The 23,459-nt window shown below is 65.4% G+C and carries 19 protein-coding genes; 6 read left to right on the top strand and 13 right to left on the bottom strand.

Features of this window, described 5'->3' with window-relative positions; translation table 11 throughout:
- Positions 1 to 11: 11 nt before the first annotated feature.
- The 5 genes from yajC to serS all read right to left on the bottom strand — a co-directional run bounded on the left by yajC (position 12) and on the right by serS (position 4,701).
- On the bottom strand, positions 12 to 323 hold the full coding sequence (gene yajC / locus JX001_RS10980) for a preprotein translocase subunit YajC (RefSeq protein WP_205681089.1): 312 nt from the start codon (positions 321 to 323) through the stop codon (positions 12 to 14).
- A 105-nt stretch (positions 324 to 428) separates the two neighbouring features.
- Positions 429 to 1,502 carry a peptidoglycan DD-metalloendopeptidase family protein gene (locus JX001_RS10985; RefSeq protein WP_241004840.1) on the bottom strand — a complete coding sequence of 358 codons (1,074 nt, stop codon included), beginning with the start codon at positions 1,500 to 1,502 and terminating at the stop codon, positions 429 to 431.
- 159 nt (positions 1,503 to 1,661) lie between these two features.
- Entirely contained in the window at positions 1,662 to 2,306 is a 645-nt protein-coding gene (locus tag JX001_RS10990; RefSeq protein WP_045810751.1) for a protein-L-isoaspartate(D-aspartate) O-methyltransferase, read from the bottom strand.
- A complete protein-coding gene (surE, locus tag JX001_RS10995) occupies positions 2,303 to 3,097 on the bottom strand; it encodes a 5'/3'-nucleotidase SurE (protein WP_205681090.1) in 795 nt (264 codons plus the stop codon). Before surE ends, JX001_RS10990 begins: the two co-directional genes overlap by 4 nt.
- Positions 3,097 to 4,701 carry a serine--tRNA ligase gene (serS, locus tag JX001_RS11000; protein ID WP_205683164.1) on the bottom strand — a complete coding sequence of 535 codons (1,605 nt, stop codon included), beginning with the start codon at positions 4,699 to 4,701 and terminating at the stop codon, positions 3,097 to 3,099. Before serS ends, surE begins: the two co-directional genes overlap by 1 nt.
- A gap of 770 nt (positions 4,702 to 5,471) precedes the next feature.
- Here serS and JX001_RS11005 point away from each other — a divergent pair.
- Positions 5,472 to 7,223, top strand: coding sequence for a patatin-like phospholipase family protein (locus JX001_RS11005; RefSeq protein WP_205681091.1), 1,752 nt, complete (start codon positions 5,472 to 5,474; stop codon positions 7,221 to 7,223).
- On the opposite strand, the gene JX001_RS11010 is transcribed toward JX001_RS11005, so the two are convergent.
- Positions 7,220 to 9,025 carry an aminopeptidase P family protein gene (locus JX001_RS11010; protein ID WP_205681092.1) on the bottom strand — a complete coding sequence of 602 codons (1,806 nt, stop codon included), beginning with the start codon at positions 9,023 to 9,025 and terminating at the stop codon, positions 7,220 to 7,222. The two genes, JX001_RS11005 and JX001_RS11010, sit on opposite strands and share 4 nt — an antisense overlap.
- A gap of 9 nt (positions 9,026 to 9,034) precedes the next feature.
- The gene (locus JX001_RS11015; RefSeq protein WP_205681093.1) at positions 9,035 to 9,898 is read right to left on the bottom strand and encodes a 50S ribosomal protein L11 methyltransferase; all 864 of its coding nucleotides are present in this window, start codon (positions 9,896 to 9,898) and stop codon (positions 9,035 to 9,037) included.
- Positions 9,899 to 10,082: 184 nt separating this feature from the next.
- Between JX001_RS11015 and JX001_RS11020 the strand changes: the two genes are divergently transcribed.
- Positions 10,083 to 10,658 (top strand): hypothetical protein, encoded by a 576-nt coding sequence (locus JX001_RS11020; RefSeq protein ID WP_205681094.1) that lies wholly within the window; start codon positions 10,083 to 10,085, stop codon positions 10,656 to 10,658.
- A gap of 70 nt (positions 10,659 to 10,728) precedes the next feature.
- Here JX001_RS11020 and JX001_RS11025 read toward each other — a convergent pair whose 3' ends face one another.
- Genes JX001_RS11025 through JX001_RS11035 form a run of 3 tightly spaced genes read right to left on the bottom strand, consistent with a single transcriptional unit; the run spans position 10,729 to position 16,356 of the window.
- A complete protein-coding gene (locus JX001_RS11025) occupies positions 10,729 to 14,085 on the bottom strand; it encodes an error-prone DNA polymerase (RefSeq protein ID WP_205681095.1) in 3,357 nt (1,118 codons plus the stop codon).
- Positions 14,082 to 15,647 carry a Y-family DNA polymerase gene (locus JX001_RS11030; RefSeq protein ID WP_241004618.1) on the bottom strand — a complete coding sequence of 522 codons (1,566 nt, stop codon included), beginning with the start codon at positions 15,645 to 15,647 and terminating at the stop codon, positions 14,082 to 14,084. The genes JX001_RS11025 and JX001_RS11030 overlap by 4 nt, the downstream gene beginning before the upstream one ends.
- Positions 15,538 to 16,356, bottom strand: coding sequence for an ImuA family protein (locus tag JX001_RS11035; RefSeq protein WP_205681096.1), 819 nt, complete (start codon positions 16,354 to 16,356; stop codon positions 15,538 to 15,540). The genes JX001_RS11030 and JX001_RS11035 overlap by 110 nt, the downstream gene beginning before the upstream one ends.
- A gap of 250 nt (positions 16,357 to 16,606) precedes the next feature.
- Here JX001_RS11035 and JX001_RS11040 point away from each other — a divergent pair, with 250 nt between their 5' ends.
- The 3 genes from JX001_RS11040 to JX001_RS11050 all read left to right on the top strand — a co-directional run bounded on the left by JX001_RS11040 (position 16,607) and on the right by JX001_RS11050 (position 20,120).
- A complete protein-coding gene (locus tag JX001_RS11040) occupies positions 16,607 to 18,172 on the top strand; it encodes a DEAD/DEAH box helicase (RefSeq protein ID WP_205681097.1) in 1,566 nt (521 codons plus the stop codon).
- Between the two features lie 109 nt (positions 18,173 to 18,281).
- A complete protein-coding gene (locus JX001_RS11045) occupies positions 18,282 to 19,331 on the top strand; it encodes a GGDEF domain-containing protein (protein ID WP_205681098.1) in 1,050 nt (349 codons plus the stop codon).
- 36 nt (positions 19,332 to 19,367) lie between these two features.
- Positions 19,368 to 20,120, top strand: coding sequence for a lysophospholipid acyltransferase family protein (locus JX001_RS11050; RefSeq protein ID WP_205681099.1), 753 nt, complete (start codon positions 19,368 to 19,370; stop codon positions 20,118 to 20,120).
- A gap of 85 nt (positions 20,121 to 20,205) precedes the next feature.
- Here the strand turns inward: JX001_RS11050 and clpX are convergent, their stop codons facing one another.
- Positions 20,206 to 21,474, bottom strand: coding sequence for an ATP-dependent Clp protease ATP-binding subunit ClpX (clpX, locus tag JX001_RS11055; RefSeq protein WP_112861865.1), 1,269 nt, complete (start codon positions 21,472 to 21,474; stop codon positions 20,206 to 20,208).
- 194 nt (positions 21,475 to 21,668) lie between these two features.
- Here clpX and JX001_RS11060 point away from each other — a divergent pair, with 194 nt between their 5' ends.
- Positions 21,669 to 22,316 carry an HAD-IB family hydrolase gene (locus JX001_RS11060; RefSeq protein WP_205681100.1) on the top strand — a complete coding sequence of 216 codons (648 nt, stop codon included), beginning with the start codon at positions 21,669 to 21,671 and terminating at the stop codon, positions 22,314 to 22,316.
- Positions 22,317 to 22,319: 3 nt separating this feature from the next.
- Here JX001_RS11060 and JX001_RS11065 read toward each other — a convergent pair whose 3' ends face one another.
- Positions 22,320 to 22,640 (bottom strand): hypothetical protein, encoded by a 321-nt coding sequence (locus JX001_RS11065; protein ID WP_066625462.1) that lies wholly within the window; start codon positions 22,638 to 22,640, stop codon positions 22,320 to 22,322.
- A 73-nt stretch (positions 22,641 to 22,713) separates the two neighbouring features.
- Positions 22,714 to 23,361 carry an ATP-dependent Clp protease proteolytic subunit gene (locus JX001_RS11070; RefSeq protein ID WP_017506180.1) on the bottom strand — a complete coding sequence of 216 codons (648 nt, stop codon included), beginning with the start codon at positions 23,359 to 23,361 and terminating at the stop codon, positions 22,714 to 22,716.
- Positions 23,362 to 23,459 lie beyond the last annotated feature (98 nt).

The raw sequence follows: 23,459 nt of genomic DNA on the forward strand, positions 1-23,459 counted from the left end.
ACGCGAGCGTATCAGGCCTTGGAATCGTTGGCGGCGATGGCGGTGCGGTTGCCCACTTCGGCGATCATCGACTTGACGACGCGGACGTTGACGCTGGGTGCGATCTCGACGTTGACCTCGGCCTCTTCGACGCGGGTGACCTTGCCGATCATGCCGCTGCCCAGGACGACGGTGTCGCCACGCTTGACGGCGGCGATGGCGGTCGCGTGTTCCTTGGCGCGCTTCTGCTGCGGACGGATCAGCAGGAAGTAGAACAGGATGAAAATACCGATGATGGGCGCAAACCCGATCAACTGCGCCGTCAAGCCGCCTTCAGCGCCCATGGGTAGTCTCCGCAAACAGATAGGGGGCGGCCGTCATCGGCGCCCATCAAAAACGAGGCGCGGAACCTAGGGCTCCGCTTCGTGGAATGCAACGCGGCGAAAGCGCTACCTGGGCAACACTGTCAAAGGATCGACGGCGACCGGATCGTCGCCGCGCATCTGACGGGTCTCGAAGTGGATCGAGGGTCGTCCGTCGCCGGCCGTCAGACCCACGGTGCCGATCTGCTGGCCCGCGCGAACGTCATCGCCATCCTTGACCGTCGCCGAACCCAGATGGCCATAGACCGTGCGCCAGCCGTTGGCGTGCACGATCAGCACCGTCAGCCCCTGCCCCACCAGATCGCTGCCGACATAGGCCACGCGCCCGGCCGCAGAGGCGCTGACCGTCGCGCCGGCCGAGGCGCCGATGTTGATGCCGTTGTTCCGCTCGCCCATGCCGACCGGGCCGAAACGCCGCACGATGTCGCCGCGCACGGGCCACAGCAGGTTCGGCTGACCGGCAGTGGCGCCGGCGTTGGCCTGTTCGACAGGACGCGTCTGGACCGGCAGGGCCGCATTGCCCGAGGGCGGCGGCGGGGGCGGCGGCACGGCGCCGTTGTTGGGCACCAGCACGCCGACGGGCGAGGCGCCGGTCGCGTAAGGATCGCGGCCGGTATCCACCGCCGCTTCTGGCAGGATGATTCGCTGGCCCGTCGTGATCGCCCCGCGCGGCCCCAGGCCGTTCAGATCGATCAGCGTCTGGACCGGCGTCTGGAAGCGGCGTCCCACGCCCGAGATCGTGTCGCCCGGTTGGATCACATAGGCCGCGCCCGGACGCACCGGGGCCGACGACGACGGATAGGACGGCGTGTAGGCGGGCGGCTGCGACGCCGGAGGCTGATAGGTCGGTTGGCTCGGACCGACGTTGACCGTCGGCGGCAAGGCTCCGCCGTCCACCTGCCCGATCGGCGCGGTCGCGGGGGGCGGCGATTCGTAGGGGGCCGGCCGATAGGGCTGGTTCGAATTCTGGCTGGCGTTCGGATAGGTCGGCTGCGCCGGATAGGCGCCCTGCCCCGGACCATAGGACGGCGCCGGGTTCGCATGCGTCGAATAGCGCGGCTCCGAAGGATAGCTGATGCAGGCCGCCGTGCTCAACGCCGCCCCCGCGACCAGAACCGCTCTCATCCAGCCCGAAATCATCGCCACCGGCTGCTCCCATTCGTGGTTAAACTCGCCCGCCCGGTGTGCCCGCTCGCGCCCCATAAGCCAACCCCGCAAACCGCACGGAATTGGGGCGCGAAGATTAACGGCTCAAACAGCGAGCAACCGGGTCGCGAGCGATAGCCAGCAGAAAGGAGCCTACCCCTCCTTCGCCGTCCCCTCGACCAGGGGCACGAACCGTACCTCGGTCAGGCTTTCGCGGTGGAACGACCCGTCGCCCTGCCCGACATACCGATGCAGCATCTGCACCGACGTGCGTCCCACAGGCGCGACCAGCACCCCGTTCGGCTTCAGCTGTTTCAGCAGTTCGGTCGGCTCGGTGGGCGAGGCGGCGGTGACCATGATCCGGTCGAACGGCGCCTGTTCGGCCCAGCCTAGGCCGCCGTCGCCGTGTTTGGTGATGACGTTCTCGATCTTCAGCACCCGCAGTCGCGCTTCGGCCTCGACCAGCAGACTGCGATACCGCTCCACCGAATAGACATAGCGCGCCAGCCGGCTCAGCACCGCGCACTGGTATCCGCTGCCCGTGCCGATCTCCAACACCCGGTGACGCGCCTGCACCTCCAGCGCCTGGGTCATCAGGCCGACGATATAGGGCTGGCTGATCGTCTGGGCGCAGTCGATCGGCAGGGCCTGATCCTCCCACGCCTGGTCCAGGAACTTCTCGTGCACGAAGACCGCTCGGTCGATGCTCTCCATCGCCTTCAGCACGCGCGGATCCGTGACCCCCTGCTGCCGCAGCGACAGGATCAGCCGCCCGGCCCGGTCGTCGTGCAGATTCATGCGGCGGTCGCCACGCTCTTCGGCGGGGCCCCGCCCAGCACCTTCTTCAGGTCATGCACGCTGGTCATGTGCGTCAGGTCGATATGCAACGGCGTGACCGAGATCCGCCCCTCCTCGATGGCGCGCAGGTCCGTGCCCTCGGCAGGGTCCTGCTTTTCCCCGCGGAAGCCCATCCAGTAATAGTCCCGTCCGCGCAGGTCCGTGCGCCGCACCGCATGCATCTCGCCGACATTGCGGAAGCCCTGGGTCGTCACCTCGACCTGATCGACGGCTTCGGGCGGCCGGTTGGGGAAGTTCAGGTTCATCACCACCCCGTTCGCCCATTTCTGCTCCAGCAGGCGACTGATGATCGCAGGCGCAAAGGCTTCCGCCGTCTCCCAGTGCGCCACCGCCTCGTCGTGGAACCGCTCCAGGCTCTGGCTCAGGGCGATGGAGCGGATGCCGAACGCCATCCCCTGCAAGGCGCCCGCCACCGTGCCGGAATAGCTGACGTCCTCGCCGATATTGTGCCCGCGATTGACGCCGGACAGCACCAGATCAGGCTTCTCCGGCATCAGGTCGTTGACCGCCAGCACGACGCAGTCGGTCGGCGTGCCCGTCACCGCGAACCGCTTCTCGCCCAGGTTCAGCACCCGCAGCGGCTCGGTCAGGGTGATTCCCCGCCCCTTGCCCGACTGCTCGACGGCGGGCGCGCACACCCACACGTCGTCGCTCAGCGTGCGCGCGATCCGCTCGAGGCATTCCAGGCCTTCGGCCTCGATCCCGTCGTCGTTGGTCAGAAGAATACGCATCAGCCGCCCACGAACTGCACACCGCCCATATAGGGCTGCAACACCGTCGGCACGGCGATCCGCCCGTCGTCCTGCTGATAGTTTTCCATGATCGCCACCAGCGTCCGGCCGACCGCCAGGCCCGAGCCGTTCAGCGTATGGACGAACTCGGTCTTCTTCTCGCCGGCCCGCTTGAACCGCGCATCCATGCGCCGCGCCTGGAAGTCCCCGCAGTTCGAGCAGCTGCTGATCTCGCGATAGGTCCCCTGGCTGGGCAGCCAGACCTCCAGGTCGAAGGTCTTCTGAGCCGAAAAGCCCATGTCGCCCTTGCACAGCAGCATCCGCCGGAACGGCAGCTCCAGCGCCTTCAGCACCGCCTCCGCACAGGCCGTCATCCGCTCGTGCTCGGCGTCTGAGTCCTCCGGCCGCGCGATGGACACCATCTCGACCTTCGAGAACTGGTGCTGGCGGATCAGCCCGCGCGTATCACGCCCCGCCGACCCCGCCTCGGCCCTAAAGCACGGCGTCAACGCCGTCATCCGCATAGGCGTCGCCAGCTCGTCCTCGGACAGGATGGTCTTGCGCACGAGATTGGTCAGGGAGACTTCGGCGGTGGGAATGAGGAAGAAAGCGGGATCCAGCCCAGACTGGATAAGTCGCTCAAAGTCGCGATCAATCTCGTCTGCGCCAACTCGTAACGTGGCAAGCTGGGAATGTGCTTGCGCAATCAATGTCTCCATGAGCTCGCCAGCATCAAGCTCCATTGCGACCCCGGCGGATTTCAACGCAGTCGTAAACGTAGCGAGTTGAGGGGCCAGAATGCCAAATTGCTCAATCCAGCGCGCACCCTCTTCGATGCGAACGCGATTTTCTCGTTGGCGATTTTGCAGGTCTTCCGATCGGCGTTTCGTCCGGAACAAATCCTCCTCGAACTTCGGCAACTGCCCAGTCCCGAACATCGCCTCGTCCCGCACCAGATAGGGCGGGTTCACCTCCAGATACCCGTGCTGATCCGTCTGCAGATCCAGCATGAACTGGCCCACGGCCCGTTCCAGCCGCGCCAGCTGGCCCTTCAGCACGGCGAACCGCGCGCCCGACATCTTGGCCGCCGCCTCGAAGTCCAGCATCCCCAGGGCCTCGCCCAGGTCGGCATGGTCCTTGGCCGGACCGGTGCGACGCGGCTCGCCCCAGGTCGAGACCTCGACATTGCCCGCCTCGTCCTCGCCGTCCGGCACATCCTCGGCCGCCAAATTCTTCTGGGCAGCAAGAATTCCATCGAGCTCTGTTTGGAGTTCACGTTCCAACCGGGCCGCAGCGTCGATTTCAGACTGGCCTGCGGCCCCAGCCTCGGATTTCTTCTGCTCGACTAGCTGCAAGTAATAGGCGGCTTGGTCGTCGTCTTCCTCGCGCAACCAGCGTTGGTATTGCGCCATCAGTATCCCGATTTCCTTCGAAGCAGCATTCTTCTTCGCAAGGGCTTCCTGGCCCGTCGTTTTCGCACGACGTAATTCGATATCCAGCCGCAGAATGTCCGCCACCAGCCCATCGGCCTCGTCCACCCCGCGCGACGACCAGCCCGCCACGTAAACCTGGGGGTTCTCGCGAATGGCTCTGATGTCGTGCATGGTCTGAAACTTCGGCTGGGCGGGAGAAGCCGAACGCTCTACCCGCCCACGCGGAATCGGGCAACGCGAGAAGCTTAATGTCTCCTCCCCATGCAATGGGGAGGGGGACCGCGAAGCGGTGGAGGGGCTCTTGAAGTCCCACAGACGCCTGCGATGCGCGAAGAGCCCCTCCGTCTCTCCGCTGCGCTTCGCGCCACCTCCCCGTGACATGGGGAGGAGACGTCGCTCAGCCATCGCAATGCCGCTGGTCCACTCGCAGCGATTTCAACCGCTTGCCGATTTATGTCCCCCGTCTCCCATCCACGGGGTCAAACGACCCCATAATGCAGCGGTCTCGTCGCATGGAGGGCTCGCCTGGCCTGCGACCTTGCGGCGGCGAGAGCGGATGGAACGGGGGCGATGGTGAGATCCCATCGCGGCGCCGGGGCTGATCGGTCGGGGAATCGCCCCGGCGTCCGCAGTCGCGTCGCAGGGTCGAGGGGGATACTCGGCCGAACCGGGGATCGGGGATCGCTGCTCCGACCCGCCCGTCGCAGGCTTATGGGGTTAGGCGATAAGACCGCCACCGCTCGGCGCCCCGAGCTTGCAGGCCAACCCACCGCGCGGAGCGTCATACCCTTCGTCGAAACGGTAACTCAAACCACAGAACTCCGGGCGAAGGCCCGGCGCTCCGCCCAGCCCTCCAGACTTCGCTGCGATCGCGCGAAGGCGCGGTCGCACGTCCAACCATCCCAATTCACCCGCTTGAGAATCGCGCCTACAAACGGATCATGGCCACGCTTCGCCCCGACACGCTGGCGACCTCGCTCGCGCGAATCTTCGAAGGTCGCATGGTCGACCGGGCCAGCTGGTTTGCGCTGACCGGCGGCGAGCCGCTGTTCACCGAGGGCGATCCGGCCGACACCCTGTATCTGGTCCGCTCCGGCCGACTGGGCGTGTTTCGAATGGAAGCGGATCAGCCGCCGCACATGCTGGGCGTGGTCAAGGCGGGCGAGCCGGTGGGCGAGATGGCCATGCTGGCCGGCACGCCGCACACCGCCACCGTCGTCGCCTTGCGCGACAGCGAGATCCTGGCCCTGCCGCGCGAAGCCTTCTTCGAGGCCGCCCGCACCGAGCCGGACCTGATGGTCGAACTGTCGCGGCTGATGATCCACCGCGCCCGCGAACGCACCGCCGGCGCGTCCGAGCCCAGCGTCTTCGGCTTCGTCTCGGCCCGTCCCCGACCCATCCGCGCCTTTGTCGAACGCATCGCCGCCGCCATCCAGGCCATGGGCTTCACCTGTCAGGTCATCGACCAGTCGGCCCTGGCCTCGGCGTCCGAATGGTTCAGCCGGGTGGAGGGCGACCACGACTATGTCCTCTATGTCGCCGAGCAGGATCAGCCCGCCTGGGCCAGCCTGTGCGCGCGTCAGGTGGACCGGATGTTCATCGTCGGCAGCGGCCTTCTGGCGCCGCCGTCCGCCGTGCCGCGCCGCCAGGGCTTCGGCGACGGCCGCCGCCTGACCGACCTGATCCTGCTGCGCGATCCGCGCATGCATCACCCGGCCAACACCCGCGTCTGGCTGGATGCCTTACAGCCTGACCGCTGGTTCCATTGCGTCGAGGGCGTGGCCTCGGACGCCGAGCGGATCGCCCGCGTCGTCACCGGCACGGCGGTCGGACTGGTTCTGTCCGGCGGCGGAGCCCGGGCCTATTGCCACATCGGCGCGATCAGGGCCCTGGAAGAGGCCAAGGTGCCCATCGACTTCGCAGGCGGCGCCTCCATGGGCGCGGTCGTCGCCGCCGGCCCGGCCTTGGGCTGGTCCTACGAGCGGCTGGATTTCGAGATTCGGCGCGCCTTCGTCGAGTCCGATCCGCTGTCGGACCTCGCTGTGCCGATCATCGCCATGTCCCGCGCCCGCAAGGTCGCCCGTCTGCTGGAGCAGGCTTACGGCGACATCGACCTGGCGGACCTGGCCCTGCCCTTCTTCGCCGTCTCCTCGAACCTGACCTCGGGCCGGATCGAGGCGCATCGCACGGGCCTGATGCGGCGGGCCATGCGCGCCTCCATCGCCATTCCTGGCGTCCTGCCGCCGGTCGTCATGGACGGTCAGGTGCTGGTGGACGGCGCCGTGCTGAAGAACTTCCCCACCAGCGTGATGCGTCAACTGAACAGCGGCCCCATCATCGGCGTGGACATGTCCCAAACGCGCGGCGTCGATCCCCAGGCGCTGGAGAATCCGCCGTCCTGGTGGAAATGGGTCCTGTCCGGAGCCTGGAAGGCCGGCCCGCCTATCGTCTCGATCCTGATGCGCTCGGCCACCATTACCACCGACGTCGAGATGACGCAGTCGCGCGCCGACGCCGACGTCCTGATCCTGCCCCAGGTCGCCGGCAGCGATATTCGCGACTGGAAGACCTACGACGGCCCCGTCGCCATCGGCTACGAGGCGACAAGGGCGGCGCTCGCCGACCTTGCCTGCCCCGTCACCCAGATGCGCCACTGCCCCAGCGCGCCCCCGGCGCCCTCACCCGCCCCTTAAAGCGGCGCGCAGGCCCGCTTCAGCCAGTCCAGCGCCTCACCATCCATCAACGGGCCGACCTTGGCCAGCGTTTCGGCGTGATAGGCGTCGACATAGGCCCGCTCGCCCGGCGTCAGCATCTCGACCGCGATCAGCTTGCGGTCGATCGGCGCGAACGTCAGCTGCTCGAACCCGTGCATGGGCCGCTCGCCGCCCTCGGGGACCTCAGCGGGCGTCACCACCTGCAGGGTCTCGATGCGGATGCCCCAATGGCCTTCGCGGTAATAGCCGGGCTCGTTGGACAGGATCATCCCCTCCAGCAGCGGCTGGGACGTGCCCCATTTCGCGATCCGCTGCGGCCCCTCGTGGACCCCCAGATAGCTGCCGACGCCGTGGCCCGTGCCGTGATCGTAATCCAGCCCCGCCGCCCACATCGGCGCCCTTGTAATGGCGTCCAGCGCCATGCCGCTGGTCCCCGCCGGGAAACGGATCGTCGCCATGGCGATATGCGCCTTCAGCACCAGGGTGAACTTGTGGCGCTGATCTTCGCTCGGTTCGCCCACCGCCATGGTGCGGGTCACATCGGTCGTGCCGTCCAGATACTGACCGCCGCCGTCCACCAGCAGCAGCGAGCCCTTCTCGACCTTGCGAATGCTGGCGCCCACCGGCTTGTAATGCGGCAAGGCCCCGTTCGGCCCGGCCCCGGCGATGGTGTCGAAACTCAGGTCCTTCAGCGCCCCGGTCTCCTCGCGGAATCGCTCCAGCGCCTCGACCACTTCACGCTCGTCCGGCAGGGTCTCCTGCACCACAGTGTCGACCCAGTGCAGGAACCGGCTCAGCGCCGCCCCGTCGCGGATATGCGCCTGACGGCTGCCCTCGATCTCCACCGCATTCTTGGCCGCCCGGGGAATGGCGCAGGGGTCCATCGCCCGCACCACCGTCGCGCCCGCCGCGTCCAGCCGGTCGAAATACCAGGCCGAAGACAGCGACGGATCGATCATGACCTTTTGGCCCGACAGCCCGTCCAGCGCAGCCGGCAGCTGCTCGGTCGCCTCGATGCGAACATCGTCGCCCAGCCAGGCCGGCAACGCGTTCGTCACCTTGACCGGGTCCAGAAACAGCCGCGCCTTGCCGTCCGCCGCCAAGATGGCCTGGCCGATCGGAAGAGGCGACCGGATCACGTCCCCGCCGCGCACATTGAACAGCCAGGCGATCGACATCGGCGCCGTCAGCACCACCGCGTCTGCGCCGGCATCCGCCACGGCCTTGCCGATCCGCGCCCGCTTGGACGCATGGCTCTCGCCGGAATGGACGTCCTCATGCGGCACGACCGGCGCCGTCGGCTGGGCCGGACGATCGGCGCCCCAGGCCAGGTCCAGCGGATTGGCGTCCACGGCGCGCAACTCGGCCCCCGCCTTCTGCGCCGCCGCCTTAAGGGCGACCAGCGCATCTGGGCTGTGCAGACGCGGATCATAACCGATCACCGCCCCCTTCGCCGCCGTCTCCAGATAGGCCGCCACGTCATTGAGGTCGCGTCGCTCGAACAGGGCCGGATCGGTCTGGGCCTTCACCTGAACGGTGTAGCGGCCGTCGGTGAACATGCTGGCGCGATCCTGGAACACGACCGCCGCCCCGGCAGAGCCTGTGAAGCCGGTCGCCCAGGCCAGGCGCTCATTGGCGTCCGGCAGATACTCGTTCTGATGCTCGTCCTCGTGCGGGATCAGAAACCCGTCCAGCCCCTGCTTGGCCATTTCGGCGCGCAGCAGCGGCAGGTGCTTGGCCCCGAAGGACGGGTCGGTCGTCTCATCGAAAGTCTGGCGCATGATCGATCCTCAGCCCTTGCGCAGTTGCAGGGCGCTCCAGGCGTCGTGATGGATGGTCTGCTCGACCTTGAAGCCCAGCGGCAGATAGGCCTCCAGCACCCGCTCCTCCTGCGTGCGCAGCAGGCCCGACAGGATCGCGACCCCGCCGCTCTTCAGCGCTGCCCCGATCTCGGGCGCCAGATGCACCAGCGGCGCGGCCAGGATGTTGGCGAACACCAGATCATACGGCTGATGCTGGGCGATGCGCGGATCGCTGAGACCATCGGCGAAATAGAAGTCGCACTTGGCGTCGTTGATCTCGGCGTTCTCATTGGCGATCCGGGCCGAGGGCTCGTCGATGTCGGTGCCGACGGCGATGGGCGTGCCCGTCTTGGCCGCCGCGATCGCCAGCACCCCTGTGCCGCAACCCACGTCCAGCACCTTCTCGAAGCTTTCGGTCTCCAGCAGCTTGTCGAACGCCTCCAGGCAGCCGACGGTCGTGCCATGGTGGCCCGTGCCAAAGGCGGCGCCGGCGTCGATCTTCAGCGTGACGCGGCCCTCGGGCACCTTGCCCTGATCGTGCGCGCCATAGACGAAGAACCGACCGGCCTCGACGGGCGGCAGACCCGACAGCGACATGGCCAGCCAGTCGGCGTCCGCCAGCTTCTCGACCAGCACCGTCACCGGATAACCCGCCAGCACCGCCTTCAGACCCTCAACCTCGTCGTCGGTCGTGGGGAAGGCGTCGATGCGCCAGACGTCGTTATCCTCGTCCTCTTCCAGGATCGAATAGGTCGCGCCTTCCAGCCGCGGATCAGCGTCTACGGCCTCTGCGGCGGCCTCTGCGGCGGCGCGAGGGCCACGGGCGATTATCTGAAGTGCGGACTCGGACATTTTTCAAACACCGGTAATATGGCGAATCGTAGCGATCCGGCGCTGTGAGCCCGTCGCCACCGCGTTTTTATCAAACCGAGGGGTCGGGGAATACATGGCCAAGTCACCGTCTACGTCTAAACCAGCGTCGCCAAAGCCGGCGACCGCCGCTTCCAAGCCTAAAGCCGCGCCGAAGTCGAGCGCCGTGAAGACCGCCGCCGAGAAAACCGCTGCGCCCAAGGCCGCGGCAAAGCCGGCAGCGGCTGCGCCGAAGCCCGCTGCCGCCAAGGCTGTCGCGCCCAAGGCTGCGGCGCCCAAAACCGCCGCTCCCAAGGCCGCCGCTAAGCCCGTCCCCGCCAAGGCCGCAGCCAAGCCGAAAACCGCCCCTGCCGCCAAGGCTGCTCCGAAAGCCGCCCCTAAGGCTGCTGCACCCAAACCCTCAGCCAAGACCCCAGTGAAGGCTGCTGCTCCGAAAGCGGCCGCGCCCAAGGCGACGGCGACCAAGCCCGCAGCGGCAAAACCTGCTGCCCCCAAGGCCGCCGCTTCGAAACCCGCCGCCGCGCCGAAGGCCGCGCCTGTCGCCAAGCCTGCCGACCCCGTCGCCGCGCCCAAACCCGCCGCGGACGCCGCACCCGCCGCTGCGGCGTCCGCGCCTACGCCGGCTCCGGCTCCGGCTCCGGCTCCCAAGCCGGTCGAAGCCCCCAAGCCGGCGCCTGCCGCCAAGCCCGAGGAAAAGGGCTTCTTCGCCAAGCTGGGCGACATGATCTTCGGCAAGCGCTGATCTCACTTCCTCTCTGATCCAGCAGATCGCCGGACGGTAAGCCCGTCCGGCGATTTCCGTTGTGATCTTCTCAGTGAAAGTCGCGCGATCCCGGCAGGATACGGACATCGCGCGGATGTCGACCGGTCGGGCTGCGCGGCGCTTGTGGGTATTTCACTGCATCCGCCCGCGACAATTCGACCTGTAAATCATAGTCTTCGGATAGCCGGCGCAACTCGGCCGAGCGGTCCACGACTTTTCGCACCATGATGTGCAGCACGCCTTCGATGCTTTTTTCGACCGTGCCCTCTACCTCCATCAGTCGCGCGGCCATCACCTCGCGCCGGAAGGTCTCGAACAGTCGCGCCCAGATCAGCGCATTCACCACGCCCGTTTCATCCTCCATCGTCACGAAGATGGCGTTGCCCGTGCCCGGTCTTTGTCGAACCAGCACGACCCCTGCCGCACGCACCAGACGACCATGCTTTTGGGCCATGACTTCGGCGGCGCTGAGTACGCGCTCGGCGCGGAACATCGGACGCAAGATCTGCATTGGATGCCCCTTCAGCGACAAACGCGTCGTCTGATAGTCGGTGGCGATATGTTCCTTGAGCGGCATCATCGGCAGGTTCGCCGCCGCTTCTTCTCCCAGTTCTCTCGCCCGCGCCGCCTGAAACAACGGCAGCGGCTCATCGTCGGGCAATCGCCTGACCGCCCACAGCCCCTCGCGTCGATCCAGTCCCATCGACCGAAACGCGTCCGCATCCGCCAGCTTGCGCATCGCTGCGGATTCTACACCCGTCCGTCGCGCCATCTCCTCCACATCAATGAAGGGCGTGTCACGCGCCGTGACGATCCCGTTCGCCCAGGCCTGTTTGAACCCATCGATCTGTCGCATGCCCAAGCGCAGAGCCAAGCCCCGCTCGCCCGGCTCGAGCGTATTGTCCCAGACGCTGTGATTTACATCGATCGGCCGCACCTCGACCTTCTGCGGACTCTCCTGTGTATCCCTCACCAATTGCGCCGGCGCATAGAATCCCATCGGCTGGCTGTTCAGCAGCGCACAGGCGAACACCGCCGGATGGTGGCATTTGATCCAGGACGAGATGTAGACCAGCCGGGCGAATGAAATAGCGTGGCTCTCGGGAAAACCGTAGGAGCCGAACCCCTTGATCTGTTCGTAGCACCGCTCGGCGAAGGCCGGATCATAGCCTCGCGCGACCATGCCTTTGACCATGAGTTGCCCGAAATAGTTCAGGTTGCCGTCGCCCCTGAAGGTCCCCATGGCCTTGCGCATGCCATTGGCCTGTTTGTCGTTAAAGCCGGCCGCGACCATGGCGACCTTCATCGCCTGCTCTTGGAAAAGCGGCACGCCTAACGTCTCCTTCAGGACGTCTTTCAACTCGTCGGGATGGCCATGTCCTTCGCCAGGCGATGGATAGTCGACGGTTTCCAGCCCTTGTCGTCGTCGCAAATAGGGGTGGACCATATTGCCCTGGATGGGTCCCGGCCGAACGATCGCCACCTGAATGGCGAGGTCATAGAACCGCTCCGGCTTCAGCCTTGGCAGCATGTTGATCTGAGCCCGGCTCTCCACCTGAAAGACGCCGATCGACCGCCCCTCCTGCAACATCTTGTAGGTCGAATTGTCGGCGTCGGGGACCGTGTTCAGCTTCAACTCCTGCCTATTGTGTTCAAGCAGCAGATCGAACGCCTTGCGGATACAGGTCAGCATTCCCAGCGCCAGGACATCGACCTTCATCAAGCGCAGCGCGTCGATGTCGTCCTTGTCCCATTCGATAAAGGTCCGATCCGGCATGGCCGCATTGCCGATGGGAACCAGTTCATCCAGTCGATCCTGGGTCAGGACAAAGCCGCCGACGTGCTGAGACAGATGCCGAGGAAACTCCAGCAGCCGCCGGGTCATGGCGATAGCGCGCTTTAAGGTCGGATTGCCGATCTCAAGCCCGGCCTGCTCCACATGACGATCCGGGATATCCGATCCGAAACTGCCCCACTGGCTTCCCGCCAGCCGCGCCGTGACGTCTTCGGTCAACCCCATCACCTTTCCGACTTCGCGAATGGCGCTGCGCGGGCGATAGCGGATCACGGTTGCGGCTATACCGGCGCGGTGGCGGCCATATCGCGAATAGATGTGCTGGATGACCTCCTCACGCCGTTCATGTTCGAAATCGACATCGATGTCGGGCGGCTCGTTGCGGTCCGATGACAGGAAGCGTTCGAACAACACATTGTGCACACTGGGGTCGACTGAGGTTATCCCAAGAACGTAACAGACGGCCGAGTTCGCCGCCGAACCTCGTCCCTGACACAGGATGCCCTGGTCATCCGCAAATCTGACGATGTCGTGGATTGTCAGGAAATAATGGGCGAGCCTTTCCTTTGAGATGAAGGTTAGCTCCTTTTTCAGAAGGTCTCGCACCTTGACCGGCACGCCATCCGGATATTTCAGGGTTTCATAGGTCGCCACCAAGGAAACCAGACGATCCTGCGCCGTCATGCCGGGTGGTACAGGCTCTTCCGGATAGTTGTAGGTGAGTTGGCCAAGATCGAACCTCACCCGCGCCAGGAAGTCCTGTGTCTCGGCTACCGCCTCGGGCGCGTCGGCGAACAGGCGGCTCATTTCGGCGGGCGGTTTCAGGTGGCGTTCTGCGTTCTGATCCAGACGGCGACCTGCCGCCTCCAGGGTCACGCCTTCACGAATACAGCTCACGACATCCTGTAAGTCTCGCTGTTCCACGTCGTGATAGAGGACATCATTGACCGCCAGTAGGGGCGTGCCGGTCTCTGCGCCAATCGCCTTCAACCTCGCCAGCCTTCTACGGTCGTCGCCCATTCGGTGCATTGCGACGCCCAGCCAGACTGCACCTGGAGCGGCCTCGTTCACCTGACCAAGCAAGGAGTCCAATCCCTGCGTCCGACGCGGCGGCATGACGATCAGCAGCAAGCCTTCAGGCGCTCGCAACAGATCGCCTAGACCCAGCTCGCACTGCCCTTTCTTTGCCCGGCGGTTGCCAAGCGTCAGCAGGCGACACAGACGACCCCAGCCCTGCCGATCTTCGGGATAGGCCAGGATGTCCGGCGTCCCGTCGTTGAAGCGCAGTCGCGCGCCCAGGATCAGCTTGAAGGCCTCGGCCCGCGTCTTGATTGTTTCCGGGTCGAGATCGACCGGGAACTTGTCCTCCACGAGTATCGTCTCGCCGGGACCGCCGCCCTGACGCACCTTGTCCGGCGGCGACCAGCCGTCTTGGCGCAGGGTCTTCAACGCACTCCATGCCCGCACCACCCCGGCCAGGGTATTGCGGTCGGCCAACCCCATGCCTGTATGTCCACGCAGGATCGCGCTCAGCACCAGGTGCTTCGGATGCGACGCCCCTTCCAGGAAGGAGAAGTTGCTACGCGTCGCCAACTCGGCATAGGCGGTCATGCGAAAACGCCATGCAGGAACCAGCGTGGCGCCGGCTCCTCGCCGTAAAAACCCGAACGGAACAGCCAGAAGCGCCGCCCCTCCTGGTCCTCGACCCGATAATAATCGCGCGTGGCCTCCAGCGGCCCCCTCAATCTGCGCCACCATTCGGGCGCGATCCGTTCGGGACCTTCGACCCGAACCAGACGATGATCCACGCGACGCCAGATGAAGCGGTTCGGCGGATGGTCGGGCACCTCCGCCGTGGCGAGGATCGGTTGGGGCGGGTCGAACATCTGCAAGGGGCGCAGCGGCGGATCGACGGGATCAGGCTCGGGCCAATCGACCTGTTCGCCGGATGGCAGGGCCGCAGGTGTCAGTCGGACCGCGCGCTCGGGCCAGTGAGACTCCACAAGTTCGAACCGTCTGACAGCCTCGGGCCCCAGGCGCGCCGTCAAGCGATCCACGAGACGTCCCAGATCCTCGGCGCCCGGCGGGATGCGCTCGAAACCGCCCTGACGCGAAGCCAGTCGATCGGTGACAGGCGCCGACAGGCGCAACTGATCAAACCCGAACCCTGGATCCAGCGGCTTGGCCAGCGCCGCCAATCTTTCCCGAAACAGGCGCAGAACACCGGAAGCGTCCCGGCTCGGCCGCCCCGTTCGGACGGTGATATGGCGCACCTCCCCATCCACACGAAAGAAGCTGGCCCGAAAGGCGCGCCCGCCCTGACCGCGCAAATCCAACTGATCCATCACCTCGACGAGCAGATCGCCGATGACGGCTTCGACATCGATCATTTCCGTGATCGGTTCGACCAGGATCCGGCTCACAGCGATCATCATGACCGGCCGTTCGGGTCTTATCCGCGTATCCTCACGCCCCAGGACACGGTTCAGCCGGGTCGCCGCCACTGCGCCAAAGCGGGCGGCGATGGGGGCCGTGGGGCGATCGTCCAGATGCGCCAGGGTCTTCAGCCCAGCGCGCGACAGAGCCTGCGTCTCCTTGTCTGAAAGCTCCAAGGCCGCGACGGGAAGACGACGCAGGGCGTGACGCTGGCTCGAACCCTCGTAAATCCCACTGCTTCCAAACCGCGCCAAGGCACGCGCCGCTTCCGGCGTGCCGGCCATGGCCAGTCGCACCGCCAGACCGACGCGACGCGACCGCGCCTCGACGGCCTGCATCATTCCCATCTCGCCTCCAAACAAGTGGGCGCAACCGGTCACATCAAGCGCCAGGCCATCCAGACCGTCCGTCGCCGCCATCGGCGTGAACCGGCCGAAATCCAGCAGAACGCGCTTCAACAGCGTCGCATCCGCTTCCGGACAATGCACGACCACGCGAATATCCGGCGCCCTGGCCCGCGCGTCCGCCAGCGTCATTCCAGCAGACAGTCCCATCTCCAACGCCTGCCGATTTGCGGCTGCCATCCGCAGCGCGCCCTTCACCTTCTCGACCAGCACGGTCGCCGGCTCAGCCGAAGCGTCGGATCGTCCCTCCTCGCGCCGCAGCCGATCTGTCGACAACAGAGGAAACCAGACCGACAGGTAGCGCCGGTCGTTGCGCGTGTTGATGTCCGGCATTGCGCCCACCCTGTTCGAAAACTCCGCGCTCACGATCCCATTCCATGGTCCAGGCCTTCGGCGGCGCGCCCGACCGATGCCGCAACAACTCGACCCCATAGTTAGAACGGCCGGGAGCATCCGCCTCCAAGGCTTGGGACAAGGCTGCGCGAACGCGCCAGCGGGTCTCGGCTGCGCTGGGTTGGGGTTGAGCCGCCAGTCGGGTCAGGATTGCCGTCGCCCGCCCCTGCCCCGCCGCCATGGACAGACGTCGCGTCGCCGTCAGACTTAAGACCCGGCTTTCACCCCATGTCGTAAGCAGCACCGCACCCGCTGCGCCGCATGATAGAGCCTCCTCACCCGCCGCCAGCAGGTCCTTGGCTTCCTTGACGCTCACCAGGATCAATCGGCCGGGATCCAGACCCAGCTCGCGCAATCCGGGTCCGTAGATCTGACCGGTCTCCAGCCCGGCCATGGCCTGGATGCCCCACACCAATGGTCGATCCTTCGAGGCCCGCTGAACCAGACCCATGGCAAACCCCAAGGCGGCCGTCGCATCCGGCGTCGTCGCCGCATAGATTTCGTGCAAACCATGGCTCGAAAGCCCGCCGATGTGCCGGTCCGCTTGTGCGTGACCCAAGTCAAAGCGGTCGGCGTCGGTCGGATGACCGTCCGTTTCCATCGCCTTCAAGCGCTGACGCAATGCCTCGATACCGCGGTCGGACCGCACAACAGTTCTCCTTTTGTTCTCTTATATGCCGCTCGCCCCACCCTCGGAGTCAAGCGTATGCAACCTTGGCCATGGGAATTTATTCCGGCGCGCTCTGGCGGCCGAATATCGAGAATACTTGACTTTGACGCAGGGACTTCTATATCGCCCCCAGCCTCGGGACAGGTCTGCGATCCGCGCCGCCCGCTCGCCCAAAGAGGGGCGGTTCCGTCGCTGCTATGCACGCAGACGCTTTCTCTCCCAAGGATTCATGACCGAATTTTCCCAACTGGGCCTTTCGCCCACGACCCTTCAGGCCGTCGCCGACACCGGCTACACGACCGCCACGCCCATTCAGGAACAGGCGATCCCCGTCGCCCTCGCCGGCCGTGATGTGCTTGGCATCGCCCAGACCGGCACCGGCAAGACCGCCGCCTTCACCCTGCCCCTGGTCGATCGCCTGTCCACCGGCCGCGCCCGCGCCCGCATGCCGCGCGCCATCGTCCTGGCGCCGACCCGCGAACTGGCTGACCAGGTCGCCGAGAGCTTCGCCAAATACGCCAAGGGCACAAAGCTGAGTTGGGTGCTGCTGATCGGCGGCGTCTCCATGGGCGACCAGGTCGCGGCGCTGAACAAGGGCGTCGACGTCCTGATCGCAACGCCCGGCCGCCTGCTCGACCTGTTCGAACGCGGCAAGATGCTGCTGACCGGCGTCGAGATCATGGTCGTCGATGAAGCCGACCGCATGCTGGACATGGGCTTCATCCCCGACATCGAGCGCATCTTCAAACTGACGCCGCCGCGCCGCCAGACCTTGTTCTTCTCGGCGACCATGCCGCCGGAGATCACGCGCCTGACGACCGCCTTCCTCAAGGATCCAACCCGGATCGAGGCTTCGCGTCCGGCGATGACCGCCGACACCATCACCCAATATATCGTCCGTATCCCGACCTCGGACCCCAAGGCGAAGCGGACCGCCTTGCGCGCCCTTGTCGGCCGTGAGGACGTGCGTAACGGCATCGTCTTCTGCAATCGCAAGTCCGAAGTCGATATCGTCGCCAAGTCGCTGAAGACCCACGGCTTCGACGCCGCGCCGATCCACGGCGACCTGGATCAGTCGCACCGGATGAAGACCCTGGCGGACTTCCGCTCGGGCGCGCTTAAAATCCTGGTGGCGTCCGATGTCGCCGCGCGCGGTCTGGATATCCCGGACGTCAGCCACGTCTTCAACTACGATGTCTCGCACCACGCGGACGACTACGTCCACCGCATCGGCCGCACCGGCCGCGCCGGCAAGCTGGGTCAGGCCTTCATGATCGTGACCCCGGCGGACGACAAGTCGCTGGATAAGGTGCTGAAGCTGATCAAGAAGGATCCGGAAGAGCTGCTTCTGGACGGCATCGACTTCGCCGCGATCAAGGACGGCCCGCGCCGCGACGACAAACGCTCGGGCGAACGCGGTCGCAGCCGGTCGCGCACAGTCAACGCGGCCACCCCGTCCGCCGAGCCCGTCGACATCGCTCCCGTCACCGCCGCGCCTTCGTCTCTAGAGGCCGAGGCGCCCCGCAGCCGCAGCCGCCGCAAGGCCCGCCCCGAGACTCCGGTCGAAGTTGCGGCTCCCGTCACCGCCGCAATCGAGGTTGAGGCGACCGTCGAACCCGTCGAAACGGCTCGCGCTCCGCGCCCCGACCGTACAGACCGCGAGCCGCACCTGCTGCAATCCGATCGCCGCGGCGATCGCAAGGCCGACAAGATTGACGCTCAACGTCAGGGTGTGCGTGGGTTCGGCGACGATATCCCTGCCTTCCTGCGCCGGCCCGTCGTCATTCGCGCCTGAATTCGTACACAACGGCGTGGCGAAGGCTACGCCGTTTACCCTGCATTACGGAACATCCCCTAGTGTGCGCCCCGACACGGCTCCAGAACAGGGCCTCAGGGGAAGAAGAATGTCGAAAACGGTCGAGACGGCGCTGAGAGCCCCTCAAGCTTATGCTTTGGCGCGCAACGTCATCGGCGAGATGGAAAAGGCCGGTGTCTGGCCGACCCCGCTGAATTTCGAACTCTGGTTGCATTACATCAGCGACCCCGACGGCCCTCTGGCCCAGGAAATCCAGCGTCTGCTCGCGCAGTCGACTGCCATCACCGACAAGACGTCGGAGATGTTGGCCGCCGAGTTCCTGCCGCGCGGGCGCTTGCCGGATCAGATCCGCGATGTCGGCGCTGTGCTGGACCGCGAACTGGCCAGCGTCGCCAGCGCTATCGCCACGGCCCACAAGACCCAGCACGACTATGGCGAAACCCTCGCCGACGCCTCTCAATGCATGGAAACGGTCGATGACCCCTCCTCTTTGAAAGATTTGGTCGGCGGGCTATCGACTGCGACCAACCGCGTGCGTCGAGAGACGGCGATTCTCGAAAAGCGGCTGGAGAACTCCAACAGGGAGGTCATCCGCCTGCGCGAGAACCTGGAACAGGTGCGGCGCGACGCCATGACCGACGCCCTGACCAATCTGGCGAACCGCAAGGCCTTCGATGAACAACTGGAGGCCGCCTGCGCAGAGGACGACGGCTCTCCGCTCAGCCTGGCCATCCTCGACATCGATCACTTCAAGCGGTTCAACGACACTTGGGGACATCAGACCGGAGACCAGGTGCTGCGCTATGTGTCCACGGTCCTGTCCAACGTCTGCGGCAATACCCGTTTTGCTGCGCGATTCGGCGGCGAAGAGTTCGCCATCATCTTCCCCGATGAGGGTGCTGGCGTCGTCATGGCGGCGCTGGAGAGCATACGCCACGATATAGCCTCACGTGCTTTGCGTCGCCGCTCGACCAATGACGACCTCGGCTCGGTGACGGTTTCGGCCGGCTTCGCTCAGCGCCAAAAGGGCGAAACCGCCGCCAGTCTGCTCGAACGGGCCGACGCCGCCCTGTACGAATCCAAGCGCGCGGGTCGAAACTGCATCACGCAAGCCGCCCTCCTGGAAAAGGCGGCTTAGACCTGACAAGGCCGAGCTTTCTGCCATAGTCGCTCCATGCGCAGCTTCGCCTTCAATGTCGCCTACTGGATCCTGTCGATCAGCTACGGGCTGACCGCCGCCTTCGCCGCGCTCGCCCCTGGCCGCGGCCCGGCCAGCTGGGTCATCCGCCGCTATGTGAAGCGAATGGTCCAGGCCATGGCGGTCTTCGCCGGCATCAAGCTGGACGTTCGCGGCAAAGATCGACTGCCGGAGGGCGCCTTCATCATCGCCTCAAAACATCAAAGCTGGGGCGACGGCTTTGCGACCTATGATCAGTTCGACGACATCGCCTTCGTCACCGGCGATCACCTGGAAAAGTTTCCTCTGCTGGGCGGCGTCCTCAAGAAACTGGGCGCCATCGTGGTCAACTCCTGCGGCGGCCACGAAGCCCGCAAGGCCCTGGCCATGCGCGCCGCCGAGGCCCGCGCCGAGAACCGCAAGATCCTGATCTATCCCGAAGGGCACCTCGCGCCTGTCGGCGAGAAATACAAATACCGCTCGGGCGTCTGGCATATGTACCGCGACTTCAACGTGCCCGTCGTGCCGCTCGCCACCAACCTCGGCCTCTTCTGGCCCGAGGAGAAGTACGAAAAACATCCCGGCACGGCAACGCTGGAGTTCCTCGCCCCCATCCCCGTCGGCCTGCCCAAGGACGAGTTCCTCGCCCGTTTGGAAGGCGTGATCGAGGCGCGCACCGCAGAACTGGTTGCCCAGGCTACGGGCAAGCCCGTCACCCCGGCCATGCTGATCGACGCGCCGATAAAATAGCGTCTTCTAAGGCGCGACATCATCCACACGAAAAAGGCCGGAGCGATCTCGCTCCGGCCTTCGTCATTTCAGGTCGACCGCGTGATTAGGCGGCGCCGTCCGCCTTCTTCTTGGAGGCTTCCGAGTAGATCAGCAGGGGCTGGGCCTTGCCGTCGATGACCTCGGCGTTGACCACCACTTCCTCGACGCCTTCGAAGGTCGGCAGTTCGAACATGGTTTCCAGCAGGATGCCTTCCAGGATCGAACGCAAGCCGCGCGCGCCGGTCTTGCGAGTGATGGCCTTCTTGGCGACGGCGATCAGGGCGTCGTCGGTGAAGGTCAGTTCGACGTTCTCCATCTCGAACAGGCGCTTGTATTGCTTAACCAGCGCGTTCTTCGGCTCGGTCAGGATGGTGACCAGGGCCGCCTCGTCCAAGTCTTCCAGCGTCGCCAGAACCGGCAGACGGCCGATGAACTCGGGGATCAGGCCGAAACGCATCAGGTCGTCCGGCTCGACGCCCTTCAGAATATCGCCCGTGCGACGCTCGTCGATTTCCTTGACCTGGGCCCCGAAGCCGATCGAAGCGCCCGCGCCGCGCGCCGAGATCACCTTCTCCAGGCCCGCGAATGCGCCGCCGACAATGAACAGGATGTTGGCGGTGTCGACCTGCAGGAACTCCTGCTGCGGATGCTTGCGGCCGCCTTGCGGAGGCACGGAGGCGACGGTGCCTTCCATGATCTTCAGCAGGGCCTGCTGCACGCCTTCGCCCGACACGTCGCGGGTGATCGACGGATTGTCCGACTTGCGGCTGATCTTGTCGATTTCGTCAATGTAGACGATGCCGCGCTGGGCGCGCTCTACGTTGTAGTCCGACGCCTGCAACAGCTTCAGGATGATGTTCTCGACGTCCTCACCCACATAACCGGCTTCGGTCAGCGTCGTGGCGTCAGCCATGGTGAAGGGCACGTCGATGATGCGCGCCAGCGTTTGCGCCAGCAGCGTCTTGCCCGAGCCTGTCGGCCCGATCAGCATGATGTTGGACTTGGCCAGTTCGACGTCGTTGTTCTTCGTCGCGTGGTTCAGGCGCTTGTAGTGGTTGTGGACGGCGACCGAGAGGACCTTCTTGGCATGCGACTGCCCGATGACATAGTCGTTCAGGACATCGCGGATTTCCTTGGGCGTGGGTACGCCGTCGGTCGTCTTCTTGAAGCCGATCTTGTGCTCTTCGCGGATGATGTCCATGCACAGTTCGACGCACTCATCGCAGATGAACACGGTCGGGCCCGCGATCAGTTTGCGGACCTCGTGCTGGCTCTTTCCGCAGAACGAGCAGTACAGGGTGCTTTTGGCGTCGGTGCCGGCTGCTTTGGTCATAGACCCTTATCTCACTCCCGCGGCGCGGACCGAAATGGCCCGCAACGCGCTTCCCTCACGTTGATTCCAGCACTCTGGACGCAAAGGTCTTCAAAAAATGACAATCACCCATCACACGTTCCGCGACAACCCCGAAGGCGACACGGGATTGTTGCAGTGCGCGAATGGATCAGTGTCGACGGGGATCAAGGCGAATGTCTGACATGGGTATCGTGCAGGATTTACGCCAGTCCGCGGCGAATGGACGTGCCATCGTCGCCTTCGATTTCGACGGCACGCTGACGATTCGGGACAGCTTCACCGAATTTCTTCGTTGGCGGGCCGGTCCGGGCGCCTGGGCGTTGGGGCTGGTGAAGCTGGCCCCTGCCCTCGCCGCCTACGCCAAGGATCGTGACAGGGGCCGGATCAAGGCGGCGTCCGTCCGGGAGTTCTTACACGGCATGGATCGGCAGACGCTGGAAGCGGAAGCCGCGGCGTTTGCGCAAGAAGTCTGGCCGCGCTTCATGCGTCCCGATGCGCTCGAGGTCTGGAACGCTTGGGGCGAACGCGGCGCACACCGTGTCATCGTGACGGCTTCGCCCACGACTACCGTCGCGCCCTTCGCCCGCAAGCTGGGGGCAGACGCCCTGCTGGGCACCGAGTTCGTCTTCGACGTGGACGACCGAATCACCGGAGGCTTCGTCGGCCCTAACTGTCGGGGCGAGGAGAAGGTGCGGCGGCTGAAGTCGGCCTATGGCGACGACATGACGCTGACCGCCGCCTATGGCGACACCTCTGGCGACACGGATATGCTGGCGATGGCGCAGCAGCCGGGCTTCAGGGTCTTTCGCCAGAAGCCCTAGGGCTCAGTTCCCGTCGGCGTCCACGTCGAACACCATCGCCTTGCCGCGCGAAGCCGGATCCCAGCCGGCCTCGATCGCCGAGGCGATAGCGGTGCGGACGGCGTCGACATTGACGCGCTGCTTTTCCACATCCGGCCGGCCGTTGGGCCGAAGCGGCGGTGGAAACTGCACGATGGCCTCACGTTTGAAGTCGGCGTGGCGCAGCGAGACGGCCATGCCCTCCCAGACGTTGCCGCCCTTGGGTTGAGGTTGGCGGCGAAGCTCCCAGACGTAGCTTTCACCATCAACGTCGACCGTGCCGCTTTGATCTCGTGTGAACTGCATGGCGGTTCCGATAGCACAAAATGAAAAGGGCGCGCCGCAGCGGGCGCGCCCTTTTTGTCTTTCGACGGCGGCCTTAGTTGCCGGGCGTCTTCACGCCATCGGCGTCGGCCTGCTCGCGGCGATCATAAACATGATCCACGATACCCCAAGCCTTGGCTTCCTCGGCCGACATGAAGTGGTCGCGATCCAGGGTCTTTTCGACCTCCTCATAGGTCCGGCCGGTGTGATGGACGTAAATCTCGTTCAGACGACGTTTGGTATAGCGGATGTCGGCGGCGTGCAGTTCGATATCCGACGCCTGGCCGCGGAAACCGCCCGAGGGCTGGTGCACCATAACCCGCGCATTGGGCAGGGCGATCCGCTGGCCTGCGGCGCCGGCCGTCAGGATCAGCGAGCCGGCCGAAGCCGCCATGCCCATGACGACGGTCGAAACCGGGCTCTTGATGTATTGCATGGTGTCATAGATCGCGAGCGCCGAGGTCACCTGACCGCCGGGGCTGTTGATATACATGCTGATTTCCTTCTTCGGGTTCTCCGATTCAAGGAAGAGCAATTGGGCGCAGATCAGCGACGCCATCCCGTCTTCGAACGGTCCCGTCAGGAAGATGATCCGCTCGCGCAGCAGACGCGAGAAGATGTCGAAGGAGCGCTCGCCGCGGCTGGATTGCTCCACCACCATCGGCACCAGGTTCATGTTCATCAGTTCGATCGGATCGCGCATATAGCCTTCTCGGGAATGCTGGGGACGCGCGACTCAGGAACCGCACGTCTTGTTACTCTGCATATCGGTCATGAAGGCCGCCTTACAAGGCCGCGACC

It is taken from the genome of Brevundimonas fontaquae (assembly GCF_017086445.1).
GTDB classification, from domain to species: domain Bacteria; phylum Pseudomonadota; class Alphaproteobacteria; order Caulobacterales; family Caulobacteraceae; genus Brevundimonas; species Brevundimonas fontaquae.

Excerpts from the sequence above, each read along its gene's own strand:
- yajC (WP_205681089.1), bottom strand. The coding sequence starts at position 323 with ATGGGCGCTGAAGGCGGCTTGACGGCGCAGTTGATCGGGTTTGCGCCC.
- JX001_RS10985 (WP_241004840.1), bottom strand. The coding sequence starts at position 1,502 with ATGATTTCGGGCTGGATGAGAGCGGTTCTGGTCGCGGGGGCGGCGTTG.
- JX001_RS10990 (WP_045810751.1), bottom strand. The coding sequence starts at position 2,306 with ATGAATCTGCACGACGACCGGGCCGGGCGGCTGATCCTGTCGCTGCGG.
- surE (WP_205681090.1), bottom strand. The coding sequence starts at position 3,097 with ATGCGTATTCTTCTGACCAACGACGACGGGATCGAGGCCGAAGGCCTG.
- serS (WP_205683164.1), bottom strand. The coding sequence starts at position 4,701 with ATGCACGACATCAGAGCCATTCGCGAGAACCCCCAGGTTTACGTGGCG.
- JX001_RS11005 (WP_205681091.1), top strand. The coding sequence starts at position 5,472 with ATGGCCACGCTTCGCCCCGACACGCTGGCGACCTCGCTCGCGCGAATC.
- JX001_RS11010 (WP_205681092.1), bottom strand. The coding sequence starts at position 9,025 with ATGCGCCAGACTTTCGATGAGACGACCGACCCGTCCTTCGGGGCCAAG.
- JX001_RS11015 (WP_205681093.1), bottom strand. The coding sequence starts at position 9,898 with ATGTCCGAGTCCGCACTTCAGATAATCGCCCGTGGCCCTCGCGCCGCC.
- JX001_RS11025 (WP_205681095.1), bottom strand. The coding sequence starts at position 14,085 with ATGACCGCCTATGCCGAGTTGGCGACGCGTAGCAACTTCTCCTTCCTG.
- JX001_RS11030 (WP_241004618.1), bottom strand. The coding sequence starts at position 15,647 with ATGCCGGACATCAACACGCGCAACGACCGGCGCTACCTGTCGGTCTGG.
- JX001_RS11040 (WP_205681097.1), top strand. The coding sequence starts at position 16,607 with ATGACCGAATTTTCCCAACTGGGCCTTTCGCCCACGACCCTTCAGGCC.
- JX001_RS11045 (WP_205681098.1), top strand. The coding sequence starts at position 18,282 with ATGTCGAAAACGGTCGAGACGGCGCTGAGAGCCCCTCAAGCTTATGCT.
- JX001_RS11050 (WP_205681099.1), top strand. The coding sequence starts at position 19,368 with ATGCGCAGCTTCGCCTTCAATGTCGCCTACTGGATCCTGTCGATCAGC.
- clpX (WP_112861865.1), bottom strand. The coding sequence starts at position 21,474 with ATGACCAAAGCAGCCGGCACCGACGCCAAAAGCACCCTGTACTGCTCG.
- JX001_RS11060 (WP_205681100.1), top strand. The coding sequence starts at position 21,669 with ATGTCTGACATGGGTATCGTGCAGGATTTACGCCAGTCCGCGGCGAAT.
- JX001_RS11065 (WP_066625462.1), bottom strand. The coding sequence starts at position 22,640 with ATGCAGTTCACACGAGATCAAAGCGGCACGGTCGACGTTGATGGTGAA.
- JX001_RS11070 (WP_017506180.1), bottom strand. The coding sequence starts at position 23,361 with ATGCGCGATCCGATCGAACTGATGAACATGAACCTGGTGCCGATGGTG.